Source organism: Rhodococcus sp. IEGM 1351, from assembly GCF_030056875.1.
GTDB classification, from domain to species: Bacteria; Actinomycetota; Actinomycetes; order Mycobacteriales; family Mycobacteriaceae; genus Rhodococcus_F; species Rhodococcus_F opacus.
Map to the genome: position 1 here is coordinate 232,124 of NZ_JASHKU010000014.1, position 25,665 is coordinate 257,788.

General features: G+C 64.7%; 23 protein-coding genes. 13 read left to right on the forward strand and 10 right to left on the reverse strand.

All coding sequences use genetic code 11. The features are described 5' to 3' along the window. The first annotated feature begins 419 nt into the window (after positions 1 to 419). On the forward strand, positions 420 to 872 hold the full coding sequence (locus tag QM806_RS24560; protein WP_005560720.1) for a Clp protease N-terminal domain-containing protein: 453 nt from the start codon (positions 420 to 422) through the stop codon (positions 870 to 872). Between the two features lie 947 nt (positions 873 to 1,819). On the opposite strand, the gene QM806_RS24565 is transcribed toward QM806_RS24560, so the two are convergent. From QM806_RS24565 to QM806_RS24585, 5 genes are all read right to left on the reverse strand, one after another. After that, positions 1,820 to 2,527 (reverse strand): IS110 family RNA-guided transposase, encoded by a 708-nt coding sequence (locus QM806_RS24565; protein ID WP_283293133.1) that lies wholly within the window; start codon positions 2,525 to 2,527, stop codon positions 1,820 to 1,822. 112 nt (positions 2,528 to 2,639) lie between these two features. Further along, positions 2,640 to 5,096 (reverse strand): tyrosine-type recombinase/integrase, encoded by a 2,457-nt coding sequence (locus QM806_RS24570; protein ID WP_283293134.1) that lies wholly within the window; start codon positions 5,094 to 5,096, stop codon positions 2,640 to 2,642. Continuing rightward, positions 5,093 to 6,304, reverse strand: coding sequence for a tyrosine-type recombinase/integrase (locus QM806_RS24575; RefSeq protein WP_283293136.1), 1,212 nt, complete (start codon positions 6,302 to 6,304; stop codon positions 5,093 to 5,095). The genes QM806_RS24570 and QM806_RS24575 overlap by 4 nt, the downstream gene beginning before the upstream one ends. Then, on the reverse strand, positions 6,264 to 6,947 hold the full coding sequence (locus QM806_RS24580; protein ID WP_283293138.1) for an IS110 family transposase: 684 nt from the start codon (positions 6,945 to 6,947) through the stop codon (positions 6,264 to 6,266). The genes QM806_RS24575 and QM806_RS24580 overlap by 41 nt, the downstream gene beginning before the upstream one ends. Before the next feature lie 244 nt (positions 6,948 to 7,191). After that, the gene (locus QM806_RS24585) at positions 7,192 to 8,481 is read right to left on the reverse strand and encodes an ISL3 family transposase (RefSeq protein WP_283293140.1); all 1,290 of its coding nucleotides are present in this window, start codon (positions 8,479 to 8,481) and stop codon (positions 7,192 to 7,194) included. A 421-nt stretch (positions 8,482 to 8,902) separates the two neighbouring features. Here QM806_RS24585 and QM806_RS24590 point away from each other — a divergent pair, with 421 nt between their 5' ends. The 6 genes from QM806_RS24590 (at position 8,903) to QM806_RS24615 (ending at position 14,129) form a co-directional block, all read left to right on the forward strand. Beyond that, positions 8,903 to 9,694, forward strand: a complete 792-nt coding sequence (locus tag QM806_RS24590) for a DUF3626 domain-containing protein (RefSeq protein WP_283293142.1) — start codon at positions 8,903 to 8,905, stop codon at positions 9,692 to 9,694. 240 nt (positions 9,695 to 9,934) lie between these two features. Continuing rightward, on the forward strand, positions 9,935 to 10,297 hold the full coding sequence (locus QM806_RS24595) for a hypothetical protein (protein ID WP_283293144.1): 363 nt from the start codon (positions 9,935 to 9,937) through the stop codon (positions 10,295 to 10,297). 739 nt (positions 10,298 to 11,036) lie between these two features. Further along, on the forward strand, positions 11,037 to 11,324 hold the full coding sequence (locus QM806_RS24600) for a hypothetical protein (RefSeq protein ID WP_283293147.1): 288 nt from the start codon (positions 11,037 to 11,039) through the stop codon (positions 11,322 to 11,324). Between the two features lie 126 nt (positions 11,325 to 11,450). Next, complete coding sequence (locus QM806_RS24605) at positions 11,451 to 12,281, forward strand: hypothetical protein (protein ID WP_283293149.1); 831 nt, start codon at positions 11,451 to 11,453, stop codon at positions 12,279 to 12,281. A gap of 94 nt (positions 12,282 to 12,375) precedes the next feature. Further along, positions 12,376 to 12,798: a hypothetical protein gene (locus QM806_RS24610; RefSeq protein WP_283293151.1), complete on the forward strand. Its 423-nt coding sequence runs from the start codon at positions 12,376 to 12,378 to the stop codon at positions 12,796 to 12,798. 182 nt (positions 12,799 to 12,980) lie between these two features. Then, positions 12,981 to 14,129: a hypothetical protein gene (locus tag QM806_RS24615; RefSeq protein ID WP_265147458.1), complete on the forward strand. Its 1,149-nt coding sequence runs from the start codon at positions 12,981 to 12,983 to the stop codon at positions 14,127 to 14,129. Positions 14,130 to 14,220: 91 nt separating this feature from the next. Here the strand turns inward: QM806_RS24615 and QM806_RS24620 are convergent, their stop codons facing one another. Both QM806_RS24620 and QM806_RS24625 read right to left on the reverse strand, forming a co-directional pair. Next, a complete protein-coding gene (locus QM806_RS24620; protein WP_242323083.1) occupies positions 14,221 to 15,156 on the reverse strand; it encodes a glycosyltransferase in 936 nt (311 codons plus the stop codon). 308 nt (positions 15,157 to 15,464) lie between these two features. Continuing rightward, a complete protein-coding gene (locus QM806_RS24625; RefSeq protein ID WP_242323084.1) occupies positions 15,465 to 15,824 on the reverse strand; it encodes a hypothetical protein in 360 nt (119 codons plus the stop codon). A gap of 248 nt (positions 15,825 to 16,072) precedes the next feature. On the opposite strand from QM806_RS24625, the gene QM806_RS24630 reads away from it, so the two are divergent. Beyond that, entirely contained in the window at positions 16,073 to 16,597 is a 525-nt protein-coding gene (locus QM806_RS24630) for a YceI family protein (protein WP_183102182.1), read from the forward strand. A 234-nt stretch (positions 16,598 to 16,831) separates the two neighbouring features. On the opposite strand, the gene QM806_RS24635 is transcribed toward QM806_RS24630, so the two are convergent. Beyond that, a complete protein-coding gene (locus QM806_RS24635; RefSeq protein ID WP_407719927.1) occupies positions 16,832 to 17,209 on the reverse strand; it encodes a MerR family transcriptional regulator in 378 nt (125 codons plus the stop codon). A gap of 1,047 nt (positions 17,210 to 18,256) precedes the next feature. On the opposite strand from QM806_RS24635, the gene QM806_RS24640 reads away from it, so the two are divergent. The 3 genes from QM806_RS24640 to QM806_RS24650 all read left to right on the forward strand — a co-directional run bounded on the left by QM806_RS24640 (position 18,257) and on the right by QM806_RS24650 (position 22,321). Next, on the forward strand, positions 18,257 to 19,825 hold the full coding sequence (locus QM806_RS24640; RefSeq protein WP_242323086.1) for an aldehyde dehydrogenase family protein: 1,569 nt from the start codon (positions 18,257 to 18,259) through the stop codon (positions 19,823 to 19,825). 279 nt (positions 19,826 to 20,104) lie between these two features. After that, positions 20,105 to 21,430 (forward strand): cytochrome P450, encoded by a 1,326-nt coding sequence (locus QM806_RS24645; RefSeq protein ID WP_265147539.1) that lies wholly within the window; start codon positions 20,105 to 20,107, stop codon positions 21,428 to 21,430. A 306-nt stretch (positions 21,431 to 21,736) separates the two neighbouring features. Then, complete coding sequence (locus tag QM806_RS24650) at positions 21,737 to 22,321, forward strand: hypothetical protein (protein WP_242323087.1); 585 nt, start codon at positions 21,737 to 21,739, stop codon at positions 22,319 to 22,321. 136 nt (positions 22,322 to 22,457) lie between these two features. Here the strand turns inward: QM806_RS24650 and QM806_RS24655 are convergent, their stop codons facing one another. Further along, complete coding sequence (locus tag QM806_RS24655) at positions 22,458 to 23,147, reverse strand: hypothetical protein (RefSeq protein ID WP_283293157.1); 690 nt, start codon at positions 23,145 to 23,147, stop codon at positions 22,458 to 22,460. 212 nt (positions 23,148 to 23,359) lie between these two features. On the opposite strand from QM806_RS24655, the gene QM806_RS24660 reads away from it, so the two are divergent. Beyond that, the gene (locus QM806_RS24660) at positions 23,360 to 23,860 is read left to right on the forward strand and encodes a hypothetical protein (RefSeq protein ID WP_242323089.1); all 501 of its coding nucleotides are present in this window, start codon (positions 23,360 to 23,362) and stop codon (positions 23,858 to 23,860) included. Positions 23,861 to 24,096: 236 nt separating this feature from the next. After that, a complete protein-coding gene (locus tag QM806_RS24665) occupies positions 24,097 to 24,993 on the forward strand; it encodes a hypothetical protein (protein WP_265147453.1) in 897 nt (298 codons plus the stop codon). An 18-nt stretch (positions 24,994 to 25,011) separates the two neighbouring features. Here QM806_RS24665 and QM806_RS24670 read toward each other — a convergent pair whose 3' ends face one another. Next, positions 25,012 to 25,524, reverse strand: coding sequence for a hypothetical protein (locus QM806_RS24670; protein WP_120659154.1), 513 nt, complete (start codon positions 25,522 to 25,524; stop codon positions 25,012 to 25,014). Between the last annotated feature and the right edge of the window lie 141 nt (positions 25,525 to 25,665).

Genomic DNA, 25,665 nt, shown 5'->3' on the forward strand with positions numbered 1-25,665 from the left:
TCGCCGGCACCCCCATGACACCCCGCGGTGATATGCGGTCGATCAACCAGGCCCGGTGCCGCACATCGGAAGCAACGGCGAGCGGCACGGCCCCAAGACGTCCGGCACCCGGTCAGCCCGCGAGGACCGTTTCACGAGCCCGGCGGGGCGCGACTACCCCAGGTGGAAGCGCAGCTCCCGGTGTGGCCCGGTGCGATTCTTCGCCGGACCTGTGGACGCCGGTCCGTGCCATCCCACGTACCCCGCACTGCGCGGCCCCACGCCTGCATGCGCACCGAGTCACCCGGAGCCGCAACCGAGCACCGAACCATCCTCACCGAGGCGACTCATCGTTGCAGGCTCAGCGCCCCCACACGGAGACTGGAAGGGTGACAGCTCTCCACCCACGCGCAGGGCACTCGCCGAGGGAGTGATCAACGGTGTTCGACAAATTCAGCGACCAAGCACGCCACGTCGTCGTGCTTGCCTCCGACGCGGCCCGAACCCACCACCACAACCACCTCGGCACCGAACACCTCCTCACCGGCATCGTCGCCGCCGGCGGCCCCACCGGTGCCACCCTCACCTCCTGGGGGATCACCGGCCCCCACATCGACAGCGCCCTCGACGAGATCCCCGCCTACCCGAACACCGACAGCGAATGTGCCGGGCCCCCCTTCACCCCGACACTGAAGAAGGCCCTCGCCCAAAGCCTGCGCGAAGCCTCCCTAATCGGACACGACACCATCGACACCGAACACCTCCTACTCGCCCTCCTCGCCGACACCACCTGCACCGGCACCCGAATCCTCACCCACCTCGCCGACATCAACCCGAACGAGATGCGCGACCGCCTCCGAGAACTCGCCGAACACCCGCAACCCCACGAGTAGACCCGCACACCCCAGCGAACTCGTCCATCCTCCCGACCTCCACGCGCGACCCCTACGCCCGGAGGACACCAGAGCTCAGGTCAAGATTTCGGTGTGAGTCGGTTGCAGCGTTGTCCCTGATCGACCGATACCGTTCTGCGCCGCCCGCGGTGGGTGCGACAACTGCTGAGCCCCGCCGAGCCGGACGCTGGTGGATAATCCGACTAGAAGGATCCACCCCGAAGACGATGCCCTCGAAAGAACGCCGACCCCGGCCAGGGCCTCAGGACCGCCCGAGTTCGCCGGGGCCGACCCGGAGCGCTCGCCGATCCGACCAGCAGATCCCGAGGGGACGGCTTGGGGTGGATGGCGCATTTTGTTGCGTATTGCACCGCGAGCACAAACCCCAGGATTGGGGGCGCAGCCGTTACCGGTGTTCCAGGTCGGTGGTAACTGTGAGGTTGTGCCGTCGATACATCAATATGGAGAGATGACGTGCGGGTCCTGACACCGCATCCTCTTGGGGGACACCGAAGGTGGCCAACAACAGCTCGTGGACTGGATCGAGGTGAATAAGTAATGGACTGGAACTACTTCATCCATCCGGACATCTACCAGTGGATCTACTGGCTGGACGGCATGGGCCTGTTGTGGTGGTGGCCCAGGTAGACACGTCAGGTACAACCTGTAGGGTCTTGAGACTCGTGGCCAAATCTCAGATCGGAGGGCCACTCAGTGGCCACTTGGCCAATGGCTGAGATTGCATTCGATGTGGCTGCGCGGCGGGTCTCGAATCCCGAGGCGGAATCTCACGGCGGGTGGCGAGCCGTGGCGGATCCGCCATCGTGCTGCGGCGCGCCATTTCAGGCTCTGATCCGAAAATGGGGTGAGGTGCGTGCGGTCGGGACACGCGTTGTGATGCCCGCAGTGAGGTGGTCTCACGAGGTTCGGATCAGTGCTGGTTCGAATCAGGCTGCCGGGGCGAGGGTGACGGTGTAGCCGAGCGCTTCGAGTTGCCGAATGTGACTGTGTTTCTTGGTGTCCGGGTGGATGTGGCGGGTGTAGTGATCGGAACCGAGGTCGTGGAAGGTGACCTGTTCGTCGGAGAGCAGGTGCCAGACGACGACCAGGATGGAGCGACCGACGGCGACGATGGCGCGTTTCTTTCCCCGTTTCGCCAGCCGGCGGTAGCGGGCACCGAGGAAGGTGTCGGTCCTGCGGGTCATCACGGCGGCCTCACCGAGGGCTGCGGCCAGGTACCGGTTGCCATGCCCGGAGGAACCGTTGCCCTTGGTCTTTCCGGCCGAGGAGTTGATGCCGGGGGAGAATTTCGCCCAGGAACACAGGTGTCCGGCGGTGGGGAACCTCGACATGTCGACCCCGACCTCGGCGATGATGGTCGCGGCAACCACCGGGCCGATCCCGGGGATCTCATCGAGCCGGGCCGCCGCCGCCGCGAAAGGGGCCAGGTGCGCCTCGATCTGTTCGTCGACCGCCGTGATGTCGGCATCGAGGGTATCGATCCGGCCCAGCATCCGGGTGAGCAGGAACGCGTGGTGGTGATCGAAGTGCCCGTCGAGGGCCTCCTCGAGGCAGGCGATCTTTGTCCGCATCCGGGCCCGCGCCATCTGCGCCAACACCTTCGGGTCGTTTTGCCCGTCTATCAGGGCATCCATCATCTCCCGTCCGGAGACTCCGAAGATGTCGGAGGCGACGACGGAGAGTTTTATGCAGGCTTCTCTGAACTAAATGATCTTGACTTGTGCTGTTGAGCGGCGGTCTTCGTTGTCAGGTGGGGGCGGCGGGCATGCCGATGTGGACGGGGCGGCGCCGAGCGGTGAGGGTGTCGAGTTGGGCGAGCTTGTTGCGGGTGGCTTCGAGGCTGACGTTGAGCCCGTCGACCTCGCCGAGCCAGCGTTCGCGGTGGGCCTCGGCGATGCGATCGAGGAGATTGTCGCGGATCTGGATCAGTCTGGTCCGCTGGTCCGGGTCGGGGCGCAGGAGCGGGCAGCGGATGCAGCTGTGTTCGTGGATGCATGGTGTCGCGTAGGAGCGTGCGCAGGTGCCGAGGGCGACCCGGCGTCGTTCGAAGTGTCCGAGGAACTCCTCCCACTCCTCGTCGGTCGGTGTGCGGTATTCCTCGCTGGGCCGCAGGGCCCGGCGTCGGGCGATGAAGGCGCGGTGGCTGTTGATGACTTCTTCGGGGTAGACGGCTTTGTAGCCCATGGTGACATTGATATCGCGATGTCCGGCGACGAGTTGGGCTATATGCGGCGGCATTCCGTGCATGATCGCGTCAGTGATCAGGATCCGGCGGAAGTCGTGGGGCACGAACCGCAGCGGCTCTCCGCTGACGTCGGTGAGTCCGGTGCCGGCAAGGGCGGCGGCGATCAGCGTGCGGATCGCGTGCCCGGTGATGGGCCGGGGCTCACCACCGAGACGGCGCTGGAACAGCAGCGGCATCGGTGGGTTCCAGACTCGTTCGTGGTAGTCGTAGGCGACCACGAGGGGGACGGCGCCGGTGTCGTCCCGGACGCGGGTGATGATCGCCGAGAGCACGTCGGCCAGTTCCGGGCTGATCACCAGCAGCCGTTCGGTGTCGGTCTTGGACGGCGCGATCTGCAGCAGCGGAACGAGTTCGCCGGTGGCGGGCACTCTGTAGTGGATCAGGCTGTGGTGCGACAGTTCGGTGAGCTCTTCGATGCGGACGCCGGTGTGTCGAAGCACCTCGACGGCACTCCACGTCCAAAATGCTTGGTGTTCTTCGTGAGTGAGATCACTGCGCTTGCCTGTGTCCGGGTCTTCGGCCCAGGTCTTCCCGGCCGTGGCGTGGCTGGTGACCGAGCGGCGCAGCGTCTGACCCGCGGCCGTGAACAGCGCGCCCGGCTCGGTGTCCTGTGCCGCCTGTAGCCGCTCGACGGCGTCGTGGTGAGCCTTGGTGACGGTGTCGACCAGCACGGGCATCACGGGCAGGCGTTCGCGGGTGCGCTGATCCATCCGGGACTTGCGGTGCGAGCGCTTCTTCTTCTGCGCGGCCGCGTCGGTGTCGCGGATCGGGCACGGCGCCACCCACGGTCCCCATCGGGACGGGTCTTCGGCGGCCCATTGGCTCAGGTCGAGGTAGAAGGCGCGCACCGTCATCAAATGGTCGGCGGCATTGATCCGCGGCTCGGTGCACGCGGTGAGCTGTCCGTCGATCGTCCGACGGACCGTTTTGGTCGCGATGCGCTGCTTCCAGGCGGTCGCGACCTCGGCGGGCAGGCGCAGCGACGCGATGCCGGGGTGGTGGATCTCCAGGTCCCGCCAGAACAGACGGCCCAGGGTGTAGGAGAGCTTGTGCAAGCTGGCGTAGTCCAGGGCCGGCTGGCGTTCACGCAGGTAGTCCACCAGCAGATCACGCACCGGCGCGCAGTCGATGCCGTAGCGGTCGATCAGCTGCTCGCAGCTGAGCTGGCCCTGCGTCCGCAGGCCCCTCGCCGTCGGCGCGCCATCGCCGAGCACACCGGCGGCGCGCAGCAGCTGATAGAAGTACGGGCTGCCGGCCGCCGCTCCGGCCTGCTGGTCCTCGACGACCCGCAGCAGCTCCAGACAGTCGCCGACGGTGATGTCGTCGACCCGCCCTCCCTTGGCGGCCAGGATGGCCGCGATCCGCCGCATCGCGAGCTGAGCGGTGTGCGTGTTGACGCCCGCGCCTCGGCACAGGGCGGCCAGTTTCTCGAACCCGGCCGCGTCGCGGCTGCGGGCGAACTCGGCGGCCAGATCCCTGGGGGTGCTCGGTGTCATCAGCCAACCCAGGCTCGGACGGATCACGTCGCCGCAGACCAGCAGCGACATGCCCCGGGCCACCGCGAGCCGGCCGTGTTCGGTGTCCGCCCGGGACCGGTCGGTGGCGGGCAGCCGCCGCCAGGCCATGTTGCCCTCGGCGTCGGCGCCCGAGGCGAGCCACCGGTCCTGCCAGCTGTCGCCGGGCTGGTGCTCGAGCCAGTCGAGTACCCGAGTCAGACCGCGGCGCCGCCCGGGCTGCAGGCCCGCCGAGACCGTGGTGAACGGCTCGGTCAGCAGCCGAGCCACGATCAGCTGCCGGGGTTGCACGGTTTCCGGCCAGCTGTCCGGCAGCGGGCGGGGCGGGAACCGGCGCAGCGACGCCAGCACACTCGACGACCCCGCCTCGGTCCGGGCTTCGGGCCGGGCTCCCTGATACAACCCTGCGTGCGAGACTCCGCCCACCTGCGCGGCGGCGCTCACCGGTCCGGTCCCCCGAACAGCACCCGCAGTGATTCGGGGCGGTAGCTCAGCCGCTCGCCGCTGCCGTCCGGTGGCGCGGTGGGCCCGGCCGCACGCCGGTCGTGGTGGGCCAGTACCTCGGCGATCATGTCCTCGACCGGGGCATTGGTGTAAAGCTGGGTGGTGGACAGGTGGGCGTGTCCAAGGACCCACTGCACGTCGGTCAGCGTCATCTGTGGGTCGCGGGCCATCCGATAGGCTGCCGTGTGCCGAAGATCGTGCAGCGTCCAGTTCGATCCCAACGACTCGTTGGCCCGGGTGAACATCGCCCGAGCCGCATGATAGTTCAACGCGCGCAACGGCTTCCGTAAAGTCCACCACAACGGCTGATCCCGACCGGCCGGCACCAGACCGGTCAGCTGCACCTGATACAGCCGCAGCCACACGAACGCGTCCGACGAGGCGGGCAACTGCTGCAACGCCCGGCTGCCCTTCCGGATCACGGTGATCAGCTGTTGCCCCGGGTCGACGTCGGCGACCGTGGCCCCCAACAGCTCCGAGGCCCGAGCCCCGGTCGAGACCCAGAACGCCACCAGCGCCCGATCCCGATGCGACCCCAGCCGGGCGAACAGCTCGTCAAATATCTCGTCCGGGATCTGGCGCGGCACCCGCGAGGGCACCCTCGGTCGAAACCGGCCACGACGTTCGGCCGTGAACGCGTCCATCGGGTTGTGATGCGCATTCGCCCGCCCGGCCCGGCGGTGCCGTGCCAGCGGGAACGGATTGACCATCGGCCCACTGCCGGCCTCGAGGTGGAACTCGTAGAAACCGCGCAACACCGTCTCGCAGTGCGCCACGGTCGCCGCCGCGTACCTGTCGCCAGGCGCGGGCTTGCCGGTCACCGGGTTCGGGACCGGCGTCCGTCCCCGCGCGGCCGACGCCGACAGCTCATCGTCGCCTCGACTCCGTGACGACACACCGGATGGCTTGTCGACCAATTGAATCCAGCAGCAGAAATCACGGGCCTCGACCGCAGTCGCGCGCTCCCACCCGATCTCGATCGCCCACACAAACCGGAACCAGCGCAGCAGGTCCAGACCGTAGGACCGCAGCGTGCTCTCCGAGCGACCGCACGCCTGCAGTTCCCGCAAGAATGCCGCGACCGGTCCGACGACGCCGCCACCGGGGTCAAGGAGCCGATACGGCTCGAACACCTCGCCAGTGGCCACGACCGACCCCAGCCGCGGCACAATCAACGACTCCAGATCCCGCGGCATACCCGTTTCTCCAGTCACGAGGCCGAACCGTAACCACACACCCTGGGATCAGTCCGCCGAACACGGAAAACACCCTCCGTAGTTCAGTCAACGGGGCGTCCTCGAGGAGTTTCTCGATCCGGTTGTTCTCCGCTGTGCGGGCGGCGAGAAGAGTGCTGCGGTAGCGGGTCAGATCCCGCAGCTGCCGGATCGGGCGCGGGGGCACGAAGCTCGGGCGCAGCATCTGCCGTTCGGCGACCTTGCACAGCCACACCGCATCGAGCACATCGGTCTTCGGTCGACCCGGTAGGTGTTTAACGTCGCGGGCGTTGACCAGCCACGGGTCGAGTCCGTGTGCCTCCAAGAGGTAGAAGACTGGTTTCCAATAATCAGACGTTGCTTCCATCACCACGCGTTCGATCCCGAGGTCGACCAGGTGGTTGGCCAGCTCGGTCAGCGCCCGGGTCATCGTGGAATGGGTGGTCACCTCCTGTAGTCGCGGAGTGGATGCGCCCTTCCCCGGGACCCGGACGCAGCACACCAGTTCCGCCTTGCCGATGTCGAGTGCCGCGACCCTGGCGATGATTTGTTCCTCGTCGCGGGATTCTGTCAGCATCTTCTGCTCCTATCCTCGGCGTATCGACGTGTCACAGGTGGTCGCCCGTGGGGGTCACAGGAGGGAAAGGCTTAAGAATCTGATCCTCGTGCTCGGTGATCGAATGGCAACACTGAAGGGCCCACGGCGTGATCCCCGCGCCCCGCTACTGAACAGTCTCGAAGAACTAGAGAGCCACGGCGTCGACAGGCGACCACGAGATCATTTTCAGTCCTGAATGGGCGTCCCGCCAGGGACAACGTCGCTACTGACTCATTCGTGGGTGGGTTCGGCCGGGTAGTTGTGGTCGAGCGCCTCCGAGGCTGAGCATCGCGAGTGCGATGACGGCCTCGGGGGTGTGGAACCCGAATCCGCGTCGGGTGATGAGGCGGATTTTGGTGTTGACCGATTCGATGCGCCCGTTCGACAGGCCGTGTTCGATGGCGGCGAGGATGGCGGGTTTGTGGGCGCGGATGCTTTTCTGCAACGCGACAAAGGCCGGGATCCGGGACCGTCTCGCCCAGCCGATCCATCGATCGAGTTCGGTGGCGGCGTTCTCGGCCGGGAGTTGGAAGGTCAACCGCAAGGTTTCCTTGAGTAGGTAGGCGCGGTGCAGCACGGGATCGTGCAGTTCGATCCACCGCAGCGTCGCCTGCTGCCCGACGGTGAGGGTGTCCGGGTTCTTCAGCAACGCCCACCGGCTGCGTTTCACCGTTCGAGCTGGTCCGGCCTTCGGGCGGCGGCGTGGTTTCCCACCGCCGCCGCGGGAGGCGTTCTCGGTGGCCCGGGCCCGATTCCACGCGGCCCGGCGGACCGCGTCGAGGGCTTCGGTGGCCCAGGCGACCACGTGGAACGGGTCCGCGCAGCGGATCGCATCCGGGCAGTACCGGGCCACCACCGATCCGATCCACCCGGCCGCGTCCGAGGTGACGTGGGTGATTTTCGCGCAGCGTTCGGGCCCGAGCCGGTCGAAGAACCCGGACAGGGTGGCCGCGTCCCGGCCGGGGGCGGCCCACACCAGCCGACCGGAGTCGTGGTCGACGACGACCGTCAGATACTTGTGGCCCTTCTTATAGGAGATCTCGTCGATCCCGATCCGACGCAGCCCGGCCAGCGGGTCCCGGGCGGGTGCGGTGTCGGCCCACACCCGGTCCACGATCGCCCCGACCGTGCGCCACGCGGTGCGCATCACCTCGCACGTCGCGGCCTTCGAGGTGTGCGTGGCCAGCCACGCCACCGTCTGGTCGAACGAGTAGGTGTGCCGGGCCCAGGGCACCGCGGCCACCGTGACCCCGTGTTCGCGGCAGGACACCCGTGGGGCGTCGGCCTCGATAAAGGTGCGGACCAGGCCGCAGTCCGGGCCGCGCCATCGCCGCCGCCCGGCACCGCCGTCGTAGCCGGGGCTGCGCCGACCGCACACCCCGCCCCGGGACCGGGCCCGGGCCTGCGGCCGGACCGCGACAATCACCGCCGCGGCCGATTCGTCAAAATCGACGTGCTCGATCACCGTCTTTTCGACACCCAACACCTGACGCCATATCCTGGCTTCGCGCACGCCGTTCTCCACACATGTAGCCGACTGACCCTAGACAAGCCAGAACGCTACTAGGACAACGGCGTGCGCCCTCACCAGGACCGGAATTCACCCACGATCACAGCAATAGAGCCCCATTTCAATCGGTTCACCGAATCGCCACTAACCGGAGCGGGCGGCGTGATCCTGATCGTTCGGGGTGTCCCGATTGACGCCCCGAAAGCACAATCATCACCGGACGGGTCAAACGGGAACGCGCAGATCAGGAGTCTCGGTCAACGACCCGCTTCCGATGACGTGCCGGTCACCGTTCTGCTTGCGGACAACCGCTAGCGATGAATCAGATAATGAATGCGTGCCTGCCGATACCTCTCCTGGGTCCATTGCCGTCGCGCATGTGCGTGGTCTCGCCGAGGGCGTTCCGCTCGATCGGACCCTACGTGTGACACTGCATTTTCACCCTGACCTACCCTTCGCTGACGGTTCGACGTTGGAAGCAATCGCGGACCGCGGCGCGTACCTGTCACAGTTCGAAACCCGAACCGGAAACGGTGGACTGACCGCCCACCTCGGCGGCGACAGGTGGAAGTGGGAAAGCCGCATGTTCGGCGGCGCCTACGACGAGCACGAGCCGGCGCAGCGACCGAAGTACGGATCGCTGAACTACCGCGCCGACCCCTACGGCGGATCACCTCGTTTCGGCTCCTCCTACTTCCTGCTGGCCGAGCACACCCTCGATCGCACCACTTTCTGCTTTCCCGACAGTGTCTTCGAGCCCGACCTGTTCGGCACCGCCGAGGCGATGAACTTGATGGAGGCCGCCGCCGCGGTGGAATTCGACGATCCGCTCGACGACTACATCGAGGCGCACGTTCACGGACCCATCGACATCGCGTCGGATGTTGAGGCCCTCGTTCTCGACCCGAGCTACCGCGACACACCTTTCGACGTGATCGCCCGGTCCCTCGCGTGCCCCGTGTGGTGGCACGACGGGTACACGGTGGGCGTCGAGGAGATTGCGCACCATCCCGACTACCGGGGGCCGCGCATCGTCGACCTGGCCCGAGGCATCGCACACGATGGCGTGCTCACCCCGTCCATCCTTGGTCGTGCACGGGGTGGATCCTACGATCCGCAGGACCTGAAAAAGGTGTGGCACTACATCGCCCGATACGGCACCCGAGCGTTAGGTATCGGCGCAGACGTGAGGACGGCGGACGACTCGGTCCGCTGAACCATCCCCAATCGGTCTCTCGGAGAGACTCGATGTCTGCCGGATCATCAGCAGAGTAAGTGACGGGGACTCTACGCTGAGGTAATGGACGGTCTGGATCATCCGGCCGCGAGGAGTGCCCTTGCGTCCCTCCATGCTGGTGGCCGGAGTGGCGGTGCGGTGGAGCCGTACCTGGTTGTTGTACGTGAGGATGTCGCTGCAGTTGCGCTCCGAAACGCCGAGTCGCGGTACGTCGTCACGGTGAACGAAGTGGACGGGCAGTGGGAAACCCCGCAAATGATGACTGTTGGCGAGTCGCCGCGAGCAGCCCCTGATCGAGATTTCCGGCCATCTTTCATCCAACGCCTGGAAATTTCTCGAAACGGACCACCCTCTGCTGACGGTGGTCCTCCCGACAGTTCATGGATCACCATCAGCGGCTTCGTGGCCAGCGGGGCGCGGAGTATCGCGATTACCAGTTCCCTCGATGAATATGTTGCGGATGTCGCCGATGACGGATTCATCCTTGCCGTGCTGCGGTCACCATGGCGCGAGAAGCCTTCCGTTGTCGTCGTCATGGGGGACGACCGCAGGATCCCGTGTGCCCACCCGAGCCTCGCTTGAACGATCCTCACCTGCAGAACTGTTGAGGGATCGCTGATCGGCAATCCGGTACTGCGTTTTCGTTCCGAACTGCTGGCTCGAGTTCTCCGGGGCATTCGAGGCTGGGGCAGGGAGTGAAAGCACTACCGTTATGTCGTGGCGTGGTTGCTATTTCTTGCCCTCGGAGTCGTGGCATTGGTCGCGCGTGTGGTCTTGCCGAGGCGTGCACGACTTGAGCGGGCCCCTGGGTTCCCTTGGTTCTGGTGGCATTCCCCGTTACGTGCCTGGCGGTCGCCGCCGCGGTGGGTGCTTTCACTGCCTGGCCCCACGCAGTGAGCGGCATGAGGAGTTTCTGGTGGGATCTGTCCAACCCGGACAACACACGCGGAATGCAATTCCTGTCGAGTGAGCAGTACCACCGGGCTGTCACCATGGGGAGGGCGAGGCAGGTGCTCCCGGTGGTAGCCGTGGCGGGCATCGTCTGGTGCGTCTGGACGTGGCGTCGAGGACGCGTGTGAGGCAGACCGTCTCCGGCATGGCGCTGCGATCCATTCCGTGTCTCAGTCCCGACAATCCGGCTCCGATGGAGGAACCTGCACCGGGACGAGATCGGCGCCCAGCGCGGACGGCACTTCGTCCCGGTGATGGTTCCGCTTCCGGTGAGGTTGACGGATCGGCCACCGAGACAGACGGTCACGGCGCAGTGCCAGGTCTACTTGGCCATGCTGGCAGTAGTGTCGATTGGACGAGGAGGTCTCTGATGCGAAAGACAGTGCTCTTTGCAGTTTTCGCGACTGCCGTGGTGTCGGTAGCAAGTGTGTTCGCCGCCGCCGTCGGACCCGGCCATGGCGACGGACCGGATCCCGAAAATGAGGTTGTCGACTCTCAGGATCCGGTCATCGGTGAAGGACGGCCCGCGACCACCGAAGATCTCTGGCGGGATGCGATGGAGGGCCAAGAGCTGAGTCAACCACCGGCGGTCGCGCCGGGTGGTTCCGCCATCACGAACGCTACTGCTCAGGGAACACTTACTCAGGATGACGAGTAATCCCTTTGTAGAAGCACGACCAGGGGAGACGAGTTCGCCATTCGGTCAACGATCAGTGACCAGTCACCGATCGTCATTCGGCTCCGATGGGCGTCCGCTGACAGCGAGCGCTGCGACACTATGGCCATGACGTCTGATCTTGCGGTCAACCTCCTGGCCACGTTCCCCGGCCGCATGTTGATCGATTGGTGGGGAGAGTGGCGCGCACTGCATCCAGAGTTCTCCTCCGCTGGGCAGTACGCCGACTCGATCGACACCGAGGACTACTCGGGCCGCGTGGCGATGGTCCTTCACATGTATCTGTACGGCGGCGACTTCCAGGACGTCATCGACCTCGACACCACCGACCCCGACATCGTGGAGATGAGCGAGGCCGTCGCGGCCGCACTGTGCTCACCCAGCCGCGAAACGCTGCTCTCCCCACAGAGTCATCACGGCAACCTCACCGAGTTCCGCACACTAAGCGTCGCTAACCGCCACCGACCCAGCGCTTTACCGGACGGCGCCTTCTGGACGGCGACGAAGTTTGCTTGCGGAAACGATGCCTGGCTGCTCCATGGCGAACACGACGCAGAGCGCAGTCCCCTGCGCTACGACGTTCATTTCGACCCGGCGGAGGCGCGGATCGCGCGGGTCGATTCGGCGCCCTCATGGGAGGCGCTGCTGACGGCGCATCCCCGCGAGCACGAAGGGACCGTGTTTCCCGATTGGCAGTCGATCGCCCAGGAGTGGGACGCGGTCCACGTATCGCTTAGTGGACTGCTCTGCGCCGAGCCGCTGATATCGCAAGTGCCCTACACCGGAGAAGATCCCAGCGGGTACACGCACTGTCAGTCCGGCCCCTACGTCGGCGTCGCCGAATGGGCCGTTCCGAGCACAGCCTGGCTTCGTCCGTCAGCCCATATGAGGGTCGAGCCAACTGCCCTTGCAGGAGGGCAAGCGATCGATGACCGGTGAGCGATCCGCTTGCGGAACGACGGTCGACTGCCGCCGGCACGCGCTGAGACGCCACTTCGTCCGAAGCAGGTTCGGGCAAAGGATCCTCTTCCTCTTGCCCGACGACGTCACTACCGGGAGAGTCACGACGATGAGTGTTCCCGATCGTACCGAGCTCGATCGGCTCTTCATGCTGTGGAAAAACAGATTGTGGACTGCGTTTGGTGTCTCTGAAATCGAGGCAGCGAGCGAACCGGAGCTCTATCGCTTCAGGGTCACCGGGATCGGTCGGCTCGACGAGAACTCTCTGGAGATCCACATCGAGTTCGCGCCTAATGCCGTCTACGGCATCGAGCACGTGCCCGCCTCGAAGGCTGGCATTGTGATCGCGCTGTACTCACATGGTGAGGTCAACGCTCCACCCGGGATGGAGCATCTGCTGACCGAATTCATCACGTCCGGCGGGATCCACCCCGCCAACCTCGTAGGCACGGATGCCGACGGCAATCCCCGGGTCTTCTGGGACACAGCAGGATAGGAACCCGCAGGCGAGTGTCCCGTGCCGGGCACTCGTACATCTGGTCATGGTGGCAGACGCCACCAGGCCAACGGTGACCTGTTCCGTATGCGGATCCTCATCCGGTGCTAGCGCAGGCGTTCCTCATTGCGAGCGGGAGGGTCCCGCGACCATCCTCAGGTGGCGTACCGGATGCTTAGGTCATGCGACAACCCCAGGCAGGTACCACCCGCAACAAGGCAGTCCGAACTGCAACGTGGGCGGCACTGCTATCGGTTGCCGTCTCCTGCGGCACCACCCCGGACCATCCGGGTGCCATCCTCGATGATCTCCCACCAGGCGCAGTCGGTGCCGTGTCGGTCGGGCCACAGGGTCTCGAATCAACAGGCGGCCGCACGATCGTGTTCGTCTTCGATGAGAAGGGAAACGTTCTCGGCAGACTCGAAGACGAACCGATCTATGCCAATCCTGTCTTGGCCTCGAAGCAGAGCCTTGTCACAGCGTCCGGCCGAGCGGTCACCACACTCACGAGTACCTCAAGGATCGACGTCCCCGTCGACGAGAGCATCGTCGAGGCCGCAGCGAACAATCCCGAAACCGGTTCCGCAACCGTCTGGTTCAACAGCGGACGCACCAGCAATTTCGTCTCGGTCGACGCCGACGGCCAAACCCACACGGGAAGCGTGGAAGGGATGGTACGAACGGCAACCTACTGCGGAGACCGCCAGTTCGCCGTCGTACGCGACATCATCCCCGCCGGGGACATGACCAAACACCGGTTGTACGAGCTTCTACCGGGAGGCAGGCTCGCCGTGCGTGGCGAATGGGACCTTCCCGTCGGCGTTGGACCGGCGTCGCGAAACCCCGCCTGCGCTGCTGACGGGCAATCGATTCTTGCACTGTGGAGAATGTCCCCGACGTCCTCGCCGCCCGACCACGACCTGGCGCTCGTCCGCATCGATGTAACTGACGGTTCGCAATCCGAAACCGTTCTCGACATGCCTGGGTACGCGCAGAACGCGTGGGGTACGACCGCAGTAATCGGTGATCGTTTGTATTGGCTCAATCAAGACGGGCAGGTCCTGTCCGTAGCCATCGAGGGTCCGCCGGCAGTGTCCCTGGAATGGACGATTCCCGACTCAGAGGAGGCCACCACAACGGTCAGCGGCACAACCGTCACCATCGTCAACTCCCGAGGCCGGCCGGTATTCTCGCAGCACGACTTGATCACCGGGAACCAGACGCGGGATCCGATTGAACTTCCCTGGCTCGAATCCATCGTCGGTTCACCGGCCGGAAACACCCTCTATTCGACCACGGATGTCACCGGACTCGAAGAACAGCCCCGGTAAGGGATCCCGTTCCGGGACGAGCGTCGCCGGCAGCCGGACATGCGCTCGGCGCCGATCTCGTCCCGCTGGTGGTTCCGCATCTGGCGCGGGCTCAGCGCCGGCTGACGTTACCCATGAGCAGTTCCAAGTCTGCGACTATCGACGCAGGGGAAGGCATTTTCTCGATCTCGTCGCGCACACGTTTTGCGCCGGTCCTTAAGGAATCCGAGGCCAGGGTGCGGAGTGCGGATCCGTGGACCTCGGCTGACGTCACGGTGAGCGGATCAAGCGTGATGCCGGCGCTGAGAGCTGTTAGCCGCTCGGCGTTGAGTTCCTGGTCTGCCCCCATCGGAAGGGCGATTACGGGTATACCGTGGGCAAGCGCCCCAATGACACTCCCTGACCCGGCGTGGTTGACGACGAGATCGCAGTGCGGCAGCACGGCTGATTGGGGTACGAATCGTTCGATCCGGACGTTGTCGGCGATTACCGGGATGCTGGCCGGATCGATGTTGACGCCGACGGTCGCGAGGACGCGCACAGGGAGCTTTCGCAATCCCTCAAGGACACGGATGAACAGGTCACCGGACTCGGTATTGAAGATGGTGCCGAGCGTCAGGTACACCCGTCCTGGCTCCCTTCCTGCGGCAAGCCAGTCGACGGCGGAAAACGGGCGGGTGTCGCGCTCCGATTCCGGCCGGATCGATACCGCAGTCCTGGGAAGCGGGAAGTCCGGGTGCCGGAAGGACTGCGGGAAAGGCGAGACCACGAGATCGCGGGTCAGTTCTGTGCATCCGGGGTCGTCCCCCAGGCCGTGAACTGCTCGTAGCAGCGCCACTGGCTGTCTGATGTGCTTGATGCGGGTCAGAGCGCCGGAGGCGATGACGTTGACGACGACGCGCGGGATCTCGGCTTGTTCGGCCGCGATCATTGCTCCGAAGTCCATTTCGTCGCAGAGCAATAGATCCGGTGCCCAATGATCGATGCTCTGCTGAACATCGCCGAAGCGCCTCGCGGCAAGGGTGCCCGCAAAGTACGTGCCGATCACAGAGAACTCGTGCTCGAGATCGGGGTGGGCCAGTGAGCCCGTCGACTCACTGGTGGACGTTGGGCCCGAACTTCCGCGAGGAAAGTACGCGTCGAATCCGCTCGCGCCGTCGATGATGCTGGCTTGGCCGCACACGCCCACGATGTGTCCCGCGCTGCGGAGTGCTCTCACGATTGGGAGCATGGGGTTCAGATGTCCTATTCCACCGGCAAAAGCGAATAGGACCTTCCTGACAGGTTGCACGCCATCATTCTGAAGCACTGCAGATTAGGACAATCATGCCCGGTTCCGATCCTCGATCGAGGTGACTACTGACCGAACGTGAAGCGCAGGTTCGCGTTGATGAGTTCGTTCACTCGCTTGCGCATCCGGACGGTGGTCTCCCGGTCCGGGACCGGGTCGTCGACAATCAGCGTCCAGGACAGAGTGGTGCTGCCGTGGGGAGGGCCGACGATGTCGAAGCGGATCCGTGCATCCGGACGCCACGGCCAGATTGAAGTCCATACGACGAGGTTCGGTTCGACAGCTTCTGCGATCGTGGGACGTTGTTCGTCGTTGCGCAGGATCAGCCACCGACGAACTGGGTCACGGTCAGGGTCGGTGAGCGCTTCGTAGACGATGCGAGGCGGCGGTGGTTGGGTGCGTCGCCGGCCGGCAATTTCGGGCACACCGAACCATAGCGTTGCCTCTCACTTTCGATTGCCGATTTGTGCCCGCTCATCGATCCCTCTACCGGGGCAGCCCGCGAGCCTCCGGTGGATGCTGAACCACCTTGTTACGGTACTTGCCAGACGGGTCGCCCTCTTGACAGAGCCGGCAGAGCGCCGCGGCCGATTGGTCGGTGATACGTCGATCAAGCTAAATGCGCTCGACCAGAGACCTTCTCGCAGGGACCGCCATCTACCGGAGGTACACGATGACAACACCCATGGAGCCCGCTGCCAACCTGTCTGCGTTCGCCGGTTCCTGGACCCTAGACCCCTCTCGTACGTCGATCGCATTCCACACCAAGGCATTATGGCTACTCCCGGTCACCGGAACTTTCCAAGCGGTCCAGGGCACCGGAACGGTCAGCGACGACGGCAGTATCACCGGAACGCTGGTCGTCGACGCCACCTCCGTGAACACCAAGAACAGCAAACGCGATGCACACCTACGGGCCGCCGACTTTTTCGACGTACAGACATACCCCGCCATCACCTTCACCGCGACCGAAGCACGACACGCCGCTTCGGAACACATACACCTCGACGGTGACCTGACCGTTCACGGCCAGACTCGACCGCTCACCGTCGCCGCCCATATTGTCGCCACGGATTGCACCGCGACGGTCACCGCCAATCTGCATCTCGACCGCAGCAATTGGGGCCTGACCTACACGAAAAAGGGCTCCCGCCTCGCCACCCGGATCGTCATTGATGCCCACTTCGTCAAGTCCTGACCAACCGGCACGGCGGCTGTCGATATACACAGTCCGTGACAGGAACCTGCACCGGGACGAGATCGGCGCCCAGCGCGCACCCGCAAGAGTCGGCGCTCGTCCCGAAAGCGGATGGTTGATCGGGATCGAATGCCGACGGGCGAAGAGGTGCAGTCTGGGCTGCCAGCGGCCGCCGAGTGGAAGGGCAACTTCCAGGAATCGCCCTCGACTGGCGTTCGGAGCAGCGGCGGTGTTTCAGCCGACTGCAGGGGCGGGCCCGTCCGTCGGGTGGGTGTGCTGGAGTTCAGCGTTGATGCGTCGGGCCTCGGCCAGTTGGTCTTCGAGGATGATGATGCGGCACGCGGAATCGAGTGCGGTGCCCTGGTCGACCAGTTCACGGGCGCGGGCGGCGATGCGGAGCTGGTATCGGGAGTAGCGGCGGTGGCCGCCCTCCGAGCGTCCGGGGGTGAGGAGCTTCGCGGCGTCGAGGCTGCGGAGGAATGCTTGTGTCACGCCGAGGATCTCGGCGGCGTGACCCATGCTGTAGGCCGGGTAGTCCTCGTCGTCGAACTTCCCGGCCGGGCTGCGGTCGGGCGAATCGTCCTGAATGGGGTGACACCTTTCAACGGACAGGGCCCCCGGCGCCGTGAGGCACCGGGGGCCGGTTTGATTTCCTTGTTCACTGCATTTTTTCCGGCTGTCGAGCTGTTCTTGCTGCCCGGTCGCCGGCCGGAGGTGCCGGGGCCTTACACACTCACAACAACCCTTACCCGACACATCCTGGTCTTGCGGTACCGCTATGCGGGTAGTTCATTCTCTCCCGCACCTCGTGAACTCTTTCCTTGCGACGACAGGAACTCTACAACGGCTTCACCTCAATGTCTACTCCCGCGACTGCAGAATTTCTGGAGTGGGTTGACCAGGGATTTTCATACGAACCCGGGAGGCCGGGGGTGGTTCCGTCGACGTCGATGGGGGCCCCTCGACGGCTCCGTAACGGGATCGAGCTGCGGTGCGGACTCCGGCGTAAATGCCCCGATCAAACGTTCCTGTTGTGCCCCAACCACTCCTGACGTGGGGTGGCAGGGAGTCCAGATCGACCGTTGCGGCAGGGCATCGGAACGGCCCGCCTCGCTTCGTGATGGCTGAAGAAATGCCGGGGAATTGAGACAGATTGCGGTGGCCATGCCGTGAGACACGGTGACAAGTCCGCAGGTCGCAACGTCTCAAAATGCCACCGGCAGCGAGACCCTACAGTTCGTGTAGGGTCTCGAGAACCGTGGCCAAATCTCATGCGAGATGGCCACTCGGTGGCTAGTTGGCCAATTGGGTGAGATTGTCGCGGCGTGGCAGCGTGGTGGGGCCGTGCGCCGGGGCGGATGATCCAAAGCGAGGTACTTCCGATGCTGGGGAGCTGACGTGATGGGGATCGCTACGGCTGGGTCGTCGAAATCGGCTGTCGGGTCCGTGGACAGTGGTACGGCGTTGCTCGCCTGCCCGTTCGGCCTCCCCGGTCGGTTCCCCTGCCCCGATCTCACACGCAGAGGCTGACGTATTGGCCGGGCCTGCCGGAATACTCTGAGCCTGGAGTCGGGGGCCAGACCCGTCGGGACTCGCCGTGGGCCGCGGTCCGGTGTGCGTGCATGACTTCTTCGCGTTGGAAGGAACGGGGATTCCACAATGAGCGAGACGGCATCGACGGCCCGACGATCGACGATCGAGGTTCGAAATCCCGCCGACGGAACTGTCGTCGGCGCCGTACCGAACGAACCCGCTGAGGCGGTTGCCGCAAAGGCTCGTGAGCTGCGGTTGTTTCAGCCGGAGTGGGAGAGGATCGGCCCGAAGGGCCGCAGGCGCTGGCGCTGGCTGCTGAAGTTCCAGGACTGGATTCTCGACAACACCGAGCACATCGTTGCGGTGCTGCAGTCCGAGACCGGGAAGACGCACCTCGACGCCAGTAGTGAACCTCCGATTTGCGCCGACATGCTCAACTATTGGGCGGGAAACGCCGAGAAGTTCCTCGCGGACACCCACCCCAAGATGCGCACCCCCATCGGCGTAGCCAAGAAACTGACCGCGCTGTACCGGCCGTACCCGGTCGTCGGTGTCATCACGCCCTGGAACTTTCCATTTTTCAACCCCGGCGTGGACGGGATTCCGGCGCTGGCCGCCGGCGCCGCGGTGTTACTCAAACCCTCGGAAGCGACGCCGCTGAGCGCGGCGGAGTTCGTCCGTGGCTGGACCGAGATCGGTGCGCCGCCGGTGCTCACGCTGGTGACCGGCTTCGGCGAGACGGGGACTGCCGTCGTCGCCAACGCTGACTTCGTGCAGTTCACCGGATCGACTGCCACCGGCCGAAAGGTCGCCCGGCAATGCGCCGAGCGGCTGATCCCGTACAGCCTCGAACTCGGCGGCAAGGATCCGGCGCTGGTCCTCGCCGATGCCGATCTCGACCGGGCAGCCAGCGGCATCGTATGGGGCGGACTGTATAACTCCGGACAGGTGTGCACCTCGGTGGAGCGGATCTATGTCGAGGAGCCGGTATACGACGAGTTCCTGGCGAAGCTGACCAAGACTGTGCAGGGGCTCACACAGGGTCAGGACGGGCGCCGTCCTGAGTTCGACGTCGGGGCGATGGCCACGGCCGAGCAGCGAGACATCGTGCGGCGCCACGTCGACGAGGCGCTGGCCGCGGGTGCCCGGGTAGCGACCGGCGGTAAACCGACCGGGGTGGGCACGTTTTTCGAACCGACCGTGCTCGTGGACGTCAAGCGGTCGATGTCGTGTATGACCGAGGAGACATTCGGTCCGACCTTGCCGGTGGTGAAGGTCGCCGACGAGGCCGAAGCGATCCGGCTGGCCAACGACTCCGTGTACGGGCTGTCGGCCTCGGTATGGACCCGCGACAAGGACCGCGGCGAACGCGTTGCCCGCCAACTCGACGTGGGTGCGGTCAACATCAACGACGCCCTCACGAACACATCCCTCTGCGCAATCCCGATGGGTGGTTGGAAACAATCCGGTGTGGGTGCGCGACACGGCGGCGCCAGCGGACTCCTCAAGTTCTGCCGACAGCAAGCGATCACCGTGCCGCGGATTCCGACCCAGTCAAAGGAACTGCACTGGTATCCGTCCTCGCCTCGCAAGGTCAAGTTCGCCTACGGTCTGATGCGTGCGGCCGCTGCGCACGGATTACGCCGATTCGGTATCACGCCCAGGGCAGCGAGGACCGAATCATCGCTTCGATGAACGGAAGATTCTGCGCCAGTGTCGACCAAACTCTAAGGATGGCAACGCTTCTCACTAGCACTCTTGAAGAACGACACCGGCGAGGAGATACGGGGCGTTTCCTGCCTAGCTCTCGCATGTCGACTCTGGGACGAACACAGGAGCGGCGTGGTGTGCGAGTCCTCAACGCGGGCGTCCCGTCGCTGGTCTAGCGTTCGAGCCAGGCCGAGTGTCAGACTTGAAGTCGTGGCCAGGACCAGCGAAGAGGCGCAAGACTATCCGATAGCCCCCGACGTGCCGATGCCGCTGATCGCACGGGTGAAGGCGCTGCGCAGGCTCCACACCGGGCCCGAAGAGATCCGCGACGCGGGCGGGCCTGTCACACTCGTCAGGCTCGGACCCAGGCGACTGGCGGCGCCCATGGCCGTCGTCACCTCGCCGCAAGGCGCCCACGACGTCCTCGGTGGATCGGACGGCTCCTTCGACAAAGAGATGATCACTTTTGTCGAGGCACGAAAGTGGTTCGGCGACAATCTGTTCAACATCACCCACGAACCGTGGCTGAGCCGACGCCGAACCATGCAGCCCCTGTTCACCAAGAAACACGTGGCGATCTACGCTGACCGCATGGCCGATATCGCCCAAACCTCGGCGGCCACCTGGGCGAAAGCGGGCTCGATCGACCTCGACAAGGAAACCCGTCGGCTCACCATGCGGGTGCTCGGACAGTCACTGTTCGGGCTCGACCTCGGTGCGCAGGCCGAAGCACTCGGACCGCCGCTCAACCGGGCGGTGCAGTTCGTGACGGATCGCTCGCTACAGCCCGTTCGCGCCCCGTCGTGGCTGCCGACGTTTGCACGACACCGGTTTCGAACCGCGAAAGACGTCGTCGACAGAACGATCGATGACGCCATCACGGCCGCCCAAGACGACCCCGGGCGAAATGCCGAGCTGATCAGACTCTTCTTCGAGACGACGGATCCTGTGACCGGGAAGCGGTTCACCGACCGGGCGATCCGCCAGGAGCTGTGGGCATTCCTCTTCGCCGGACACGACACCACCGCGACCACGTTGGCATACAGTCTGTGGGCACTCGGGCGCGACGGCGCGATCCAGGAGCGCGTAGCAGCGGAGAGCGCCGCCCTCGGCGATCGTCCGCTCCAGGTGGACGACGTTGCCCACCTGCCCTACACCGTCCAAGTGATCCATGAAGCCCTGAGGATGTGTCCCCCCGCGGCGGTCCTCGCGCGCATGGCCATGCGCGATGTCGTGGTCGACGGCTACCGAATTCCTGCCGGCACGAACGTTGTCGTCGGGGTCTATGCGCTCCATCACGACCCCACCCTGTGGGGCGACCCTGGTCGGTTCGACCCGGAGCGGTTCAGCCCGGACCGATCGGCGGGGCGCAACAGGTGGCAGTACCTGCCGTTCGGAGGCGGTCCGCGCACCTGTATCGGGGATCATTTCGCCATGCTGGAAGCGACATTGGCCTTGGCCAGCATCCTCCGAACAGTCCAGACCGAGTCCCTGAGTGTCGACTTCCCGCTCGTTACGCCGTTCACCATGGTTGCCGGCGGCCCCGTGCCTGCCCGTATCCGAGCGAGGACATCCGCTACACCGACATAGCTGTGAGTAGCAGCGGGCTTGGCACCGACACCATAGCGAATTCGGCAGGGCGCAACGGGAACGCCGTGTCCGCTGCCGTGCTCCCCGGCTTTTCTACGCGTCGCATGGTCGGTGCACAGCAATGATGGTCGGGGCACAGCAATGTCGGGTTGGTACGCCGGACCAACGCCGAGGTTGGATCCTCCCCCTTCCGTCCCCGGCTGAACCGGAAGACCGACTCAATGTGTCCTCCCGCGGACGATCGCTGACCGGTCAAGGATCCCCTGTTGGAACGTCGAATCGGGGGTCGCGGTAGACAATGGTCAGGTGAGCTTTGAACTGTGCAAAGAGTCCTCTGCCGCGGATTGGCTAATCAAGCAGGGTCTTCCGTGGTATCGACTAGCGGGGCGAGGTCCGCTCGGATTTCCGAAGTATGCGCGGGTGAGGTTCATACCCGATCCGAGTTTCCCCGGCCAGAAGACGAACGAGGTCGAGTTCGACCAGAAGGAACTGACCGAGAAAGAGCAGGTCGGCGTCGCACTGGACCTCCTGTCGCAATACACAACTACACCGAATGAGTGCTACTTCTGCATGTGGGACGGATGGGAAGATACTGCCATCCACGTCGCGCCCAACTTCGTGATCCCTAACCGCGACTATTGGCTGTTCCGCGGCACACTCGCGGACTATGCAGACTGGAACAGCAGTGACCCTGCGCGGTGGCCGTACGGTTACTCACCTGACCCCGCATTCATTTGGCCAGCAGATCGCGCCTGGTGCGTGACCAACGATGTCGATCCGCACTTCGCAACCATCGGCGCCGACGTGGAAGCAATAGATCAGATCGTGGCCGACCAACGAATCGACGCCGTGCTCGACGACCCAGAGCAGGAGCCACCGTACTGGGGCTAGTCACGGCACCGCGGCGCTGCGCTACGGCGAGATGTTGGCAACCCGCGCTGCGTGGTTTCGGGCCCGCCACCGTTTGAGGATCGGCTTGCAGTGTTAGCGTTCGGACCGGCCGATGTTCGTGTCCGTGAGATTGCGGTCAGGAACGGTTATCCGGCCGCGGGTTGATGGTGTCGCTGTCCCACTGGACGCTCATCGTGGCGGACACTTCGAGTGCTTCCAGGTCGGAACAATTGGTGATCGCGTGGACACACTCTGTGGATGCGCCAACGTAGCTGGCCATGAGGTCGATGTCGGTTGCCACGCACCAGGCGCGGTCGTCGGGCCACCAGAGGTTCGGCGACAAAAGATTGCGGAATTGGGTTCCAGCCGCGGTGATTGAGTCGGTGAGTAGAAACATCGCCATATTGCCCGCTTGCAGTAGGCCGGCGTTCTCGCGGACGTCATCGAGCAGGGTGCTTCCTTCCCATATGGCGTACCAGCACTGGTCGGGTGTGGTCGTGAAGTTCGCAAGTACACCGATGAGAGCTTCAGCTGTCGGGCCAGTGAGCTCACCGGTACTCGGAGCTTCGTCCCATAGGCCCGGCTGACCTTTTCTGGCCGCGGGTGTAGGGAGTAGGAACTCCCATTCCATCAGTGGATGCGCGGTACGCTCGTTCGCCGCTGCGACGGCGTGCCAGGTGATGGGCTCGCGTTGCCCAGCGGAGGGACCTGTGCGCCGATGGGCAGGATGAAATATCCGTGCGTATGCATCGAATTCCGGCGGCACCACCTGACCGACGAGGCCGGCACGATGGTCTATGGCGAATCGCTTCAGGCTTTCGTCCACCCATGTGCCTGCTGATACGTCGCGTTGAAAGCTATCCGCAGTCCACATGACCAGTAGGATCCCACGATCTCCGCGCCTGGTACTGGAAACAGATTGTGGCTGCTCCGGTTAGGGATCCTCATCCGGTGCCGACAGGCTTTCCCCGCTGGGGTGCTTCGTTGACATGTGCGGACTTTCGGTCGCCACGCAATGAGGTGTGTCAGGATCCGGACATGGCCTGGTTCATGATCGACCCGTCGAATGACAAGGAAATCGGTGCGATCGCGCATGGTCCAGTACTGCTCGCCCGTGTCGAGGGTGTCACGGTCGGATTGCGCTCGATCATGGCTTACTCGGCCGGCCTTGAGGTCGCGGTGACCGTCGTCGGCAGCGGCATCCACGCCGAGGCGATGAGACGCCAATACACGGCGTCAGCTGTCATCGATCCTGAGACGGGTAAGCGCCGCCCCGGCCAGGTGCATGGTCGCCCGATGCGACTTCGTGCACTCGAAGATTCGATCCTCCAGCCAGTGCCTCGAAGTGACAATCGCGGTTGGTACGACAGCCAGGACCTTTACCAGCGCGAGTACCTGTACGAAGTGACCGGGTTACCGCAAACCCGAAACCTGCCGCTGGTCGCTGAGTGGCCCGAGGTCGGACTCGAACCTGTGACCACGCACCTGGTGCTCCCGGACCCGTCAGAGCTTGCCGGCGCGATCATTCCTCTGCCTTAGTGGAATCTGGCGACCGTTGATGGATCCGCTTACGGCTGCGACACCGTTCGAGTATGAACGGGCAGAACTCCACCGCGGGGAACTGCGTGCGACGGACAGCACGGGTTCGGTAGCGTTCATTGATGGACCTGGTCACTCTCGTTCTCGCGTCACCACGCGGACGATTTTTCTGCGCGAACGTCGCATACATGTGCAATACGGACGAGCGAGCCGCCCGTCCACGAACACTTGCGGACGTGCTCGAGAGGATCGAGGCAGTCGATGTTCAAGCCATCTCGGGGCTGTCCGAACTGGACCTACTCAACGCTCTCGCTATCGCGACAAACTGGGCACGGTACTGGCAACCGCCGGACGAGGACGATCTCATGTTCGCCACGCCGGAAACCGTGGCGGCTTTACATCCGGTAGCTGCCACCGTTCTGGAATCCCCGCTCACCCGGTGGTGGGCGGAGCCAGTCGACCTCGACAACCAGCGGATGATCGGCCAACTGCCTCCGGACGAGGAGTGGCCGGAATCGACACTGCCCTACCGCAGTACTGCTGTCGGCCTCGATCAATGGCGCGACCACGTCCTCACGATGGAAGCACGGTTTCGCACTTCGCGCGCAGAACGTCCGGACAACGCCATCAGTGGGGAATGGTGGTCGACACCGTTACCCAGTGCCGCCTTGGAAACCAGCCGGGCACTGGATGACGTGGGCGCACTGGAACTGCTCCTGGAAGAAGACTCGTTCGGCGGGGACGAAGCGCGGGTCTGGCCGGTCACTGTCCGCCGCACACCCCGGGTCTACGAGATCACGAATCCGACGGACTGGGCGCGTTTGGTCGACGCGTATCCCTTGGCCGTCGTCGAGTCCAAGCGCTCCGATTGGTTCCACACCACCGGTGAGTATCACGACTGGTTCATTCCCGACTGGACTGCGGTGGCCGACGACTACGACGCCGTGCACCTCACTTTGCACGGCTACCTGACCACACCCGGCCTCGCAATCCCATTGGCAGACAACAACGGTGCAACTGTCCTGGCCGGGTGGAACCCGGACGCGACGTGGTGGCTGAACAACGACGTCGCTCACGTCGACGACGAGCCCGCCTTGTGGCGATGGTGCGACGACCACTGGGTACGAGCCTGAGCCCCGGAGAAGGATCCCTTAGCGATCCGTCGCGGGCAAGCCCCACTCCCCGCTGTGTTCACATAGTTCGCCGATCGCGGCGACCGTGCCGTCGTTGTGTGGATCGACCCAAACTGGAACAGCCTCACGCAGCCGAGGGACGAGCACATGGTGTCCTCGGCTGGGCCACTGCACGAACTCATATCCAGCCAGCTCCCACTGAACTGTGTCGGCGGCCCATACCGAGGCCTCACCGAATGTGGCATCCATCGACAGCCCGTGGCAGAGACCGAACCCGCCGACGCCATCCGCACCCTGCCAGCCAATGGTCACGGCGTACCCGCTGTTGACGGCGAGCTCCCACACCACTCCGTCCAACTGCACGTCGCGTCCATATCGCAAGCACCGCATATCGCGGGCAACCGCTTTGAGTGCACGCACCCACGCCTCCGGGGCTTCAACGCCGTGGTCTTCCCCGACCGCCGGACCGCTATCGAACATGGCGAAGTGCCACACCAAACTGTCCTGATTCCACCAGTCCTGGATCGGCATGGAACTATCTTCGCGCGTGCGAGCAGGCTGCCGATGCTATCCAGGCTCTCTGGAGACCGGACGAGGATCCCGCTCCGGCACGAGGGGGGACTGTAAGAACAACGGTGTAACTCTGAAAGGAGATGCACCATTATGACTGAT

Excerpts from the sequence above, each read along its gene's own strand:
- QM806_RS24565 (WP_283293133.1), bottom strand. The coding sequence starts at position 2,527 with ATGGATGCCCTGATAGACGGGCAAAACGACCCGAAGGTGTTGGCGCAG.
- QM806_RS24580 (WP_283293138.1), bottom strand. The coding sequence starts at position 6,947 with ATGCTGACAGAATCCCGCGACGAGGAACAAATCATCGCCAGGGTCGCG.
- QM806_RS24600 (WP_283293147.1), top strand. The coding sequence starts at position 11,037 with ATGCGAAAGACAGTGCTCTTTGCAGTTTTCGCGACTGCCGTGGTGTCG.
- QM806_RS24605 (WP_283293149.1), top strand. The coding sequence starts at position 11,451 with ATGACGTCTGATCTTGCGGTCAACCTCCTGGCCACGTTCCCCGGCCGC.
- QM806_RS24615 (WP_265147458.1), top strand. The coding sequence starts at position 12,981 with ATGCGACAACCCCAGGCAGGTACCACCCGCAACAAGGCAGTCCGAACT.
- QM806_RS24630 (WP_183102182.1), top strand. The coding sequence starts at position 16,073 with ATGACAACACCCATGGAGCCCGCTGCCAACCTGTCTGCGTTCGCCGGT.
- QM806_RS24640 (WP_242323086.1), top strand. The coding sequence starts at position 18,257 with ATGAGCGAGACGGCATCGACGGCCCGACGATCGACGATCGAGGTTCGA.
- QM806_RS24645 (WP_265147539.1), top strand. The coding sequence starts at position 20,105 with ATGCCGCTGATCGCACGGGTGAAGGCGCTGCGCAGGCTCCACACCGGG.
- QM806_RS24660 (WP_242323089.1), top strand. The coding sequence starts at position 23,360 with ATGGCCTGGTTCATGATCGACCCGTCGAATGACAAGGAAATCGGTGCG.
- QM806_RS24670 (WP_120659154.1), bottom strand. The coding sequence starts at position 25,524 with ATGCCGATCCAGGACTGGTGGAATCAGGACAGTTTGGTGTGGCACTTC.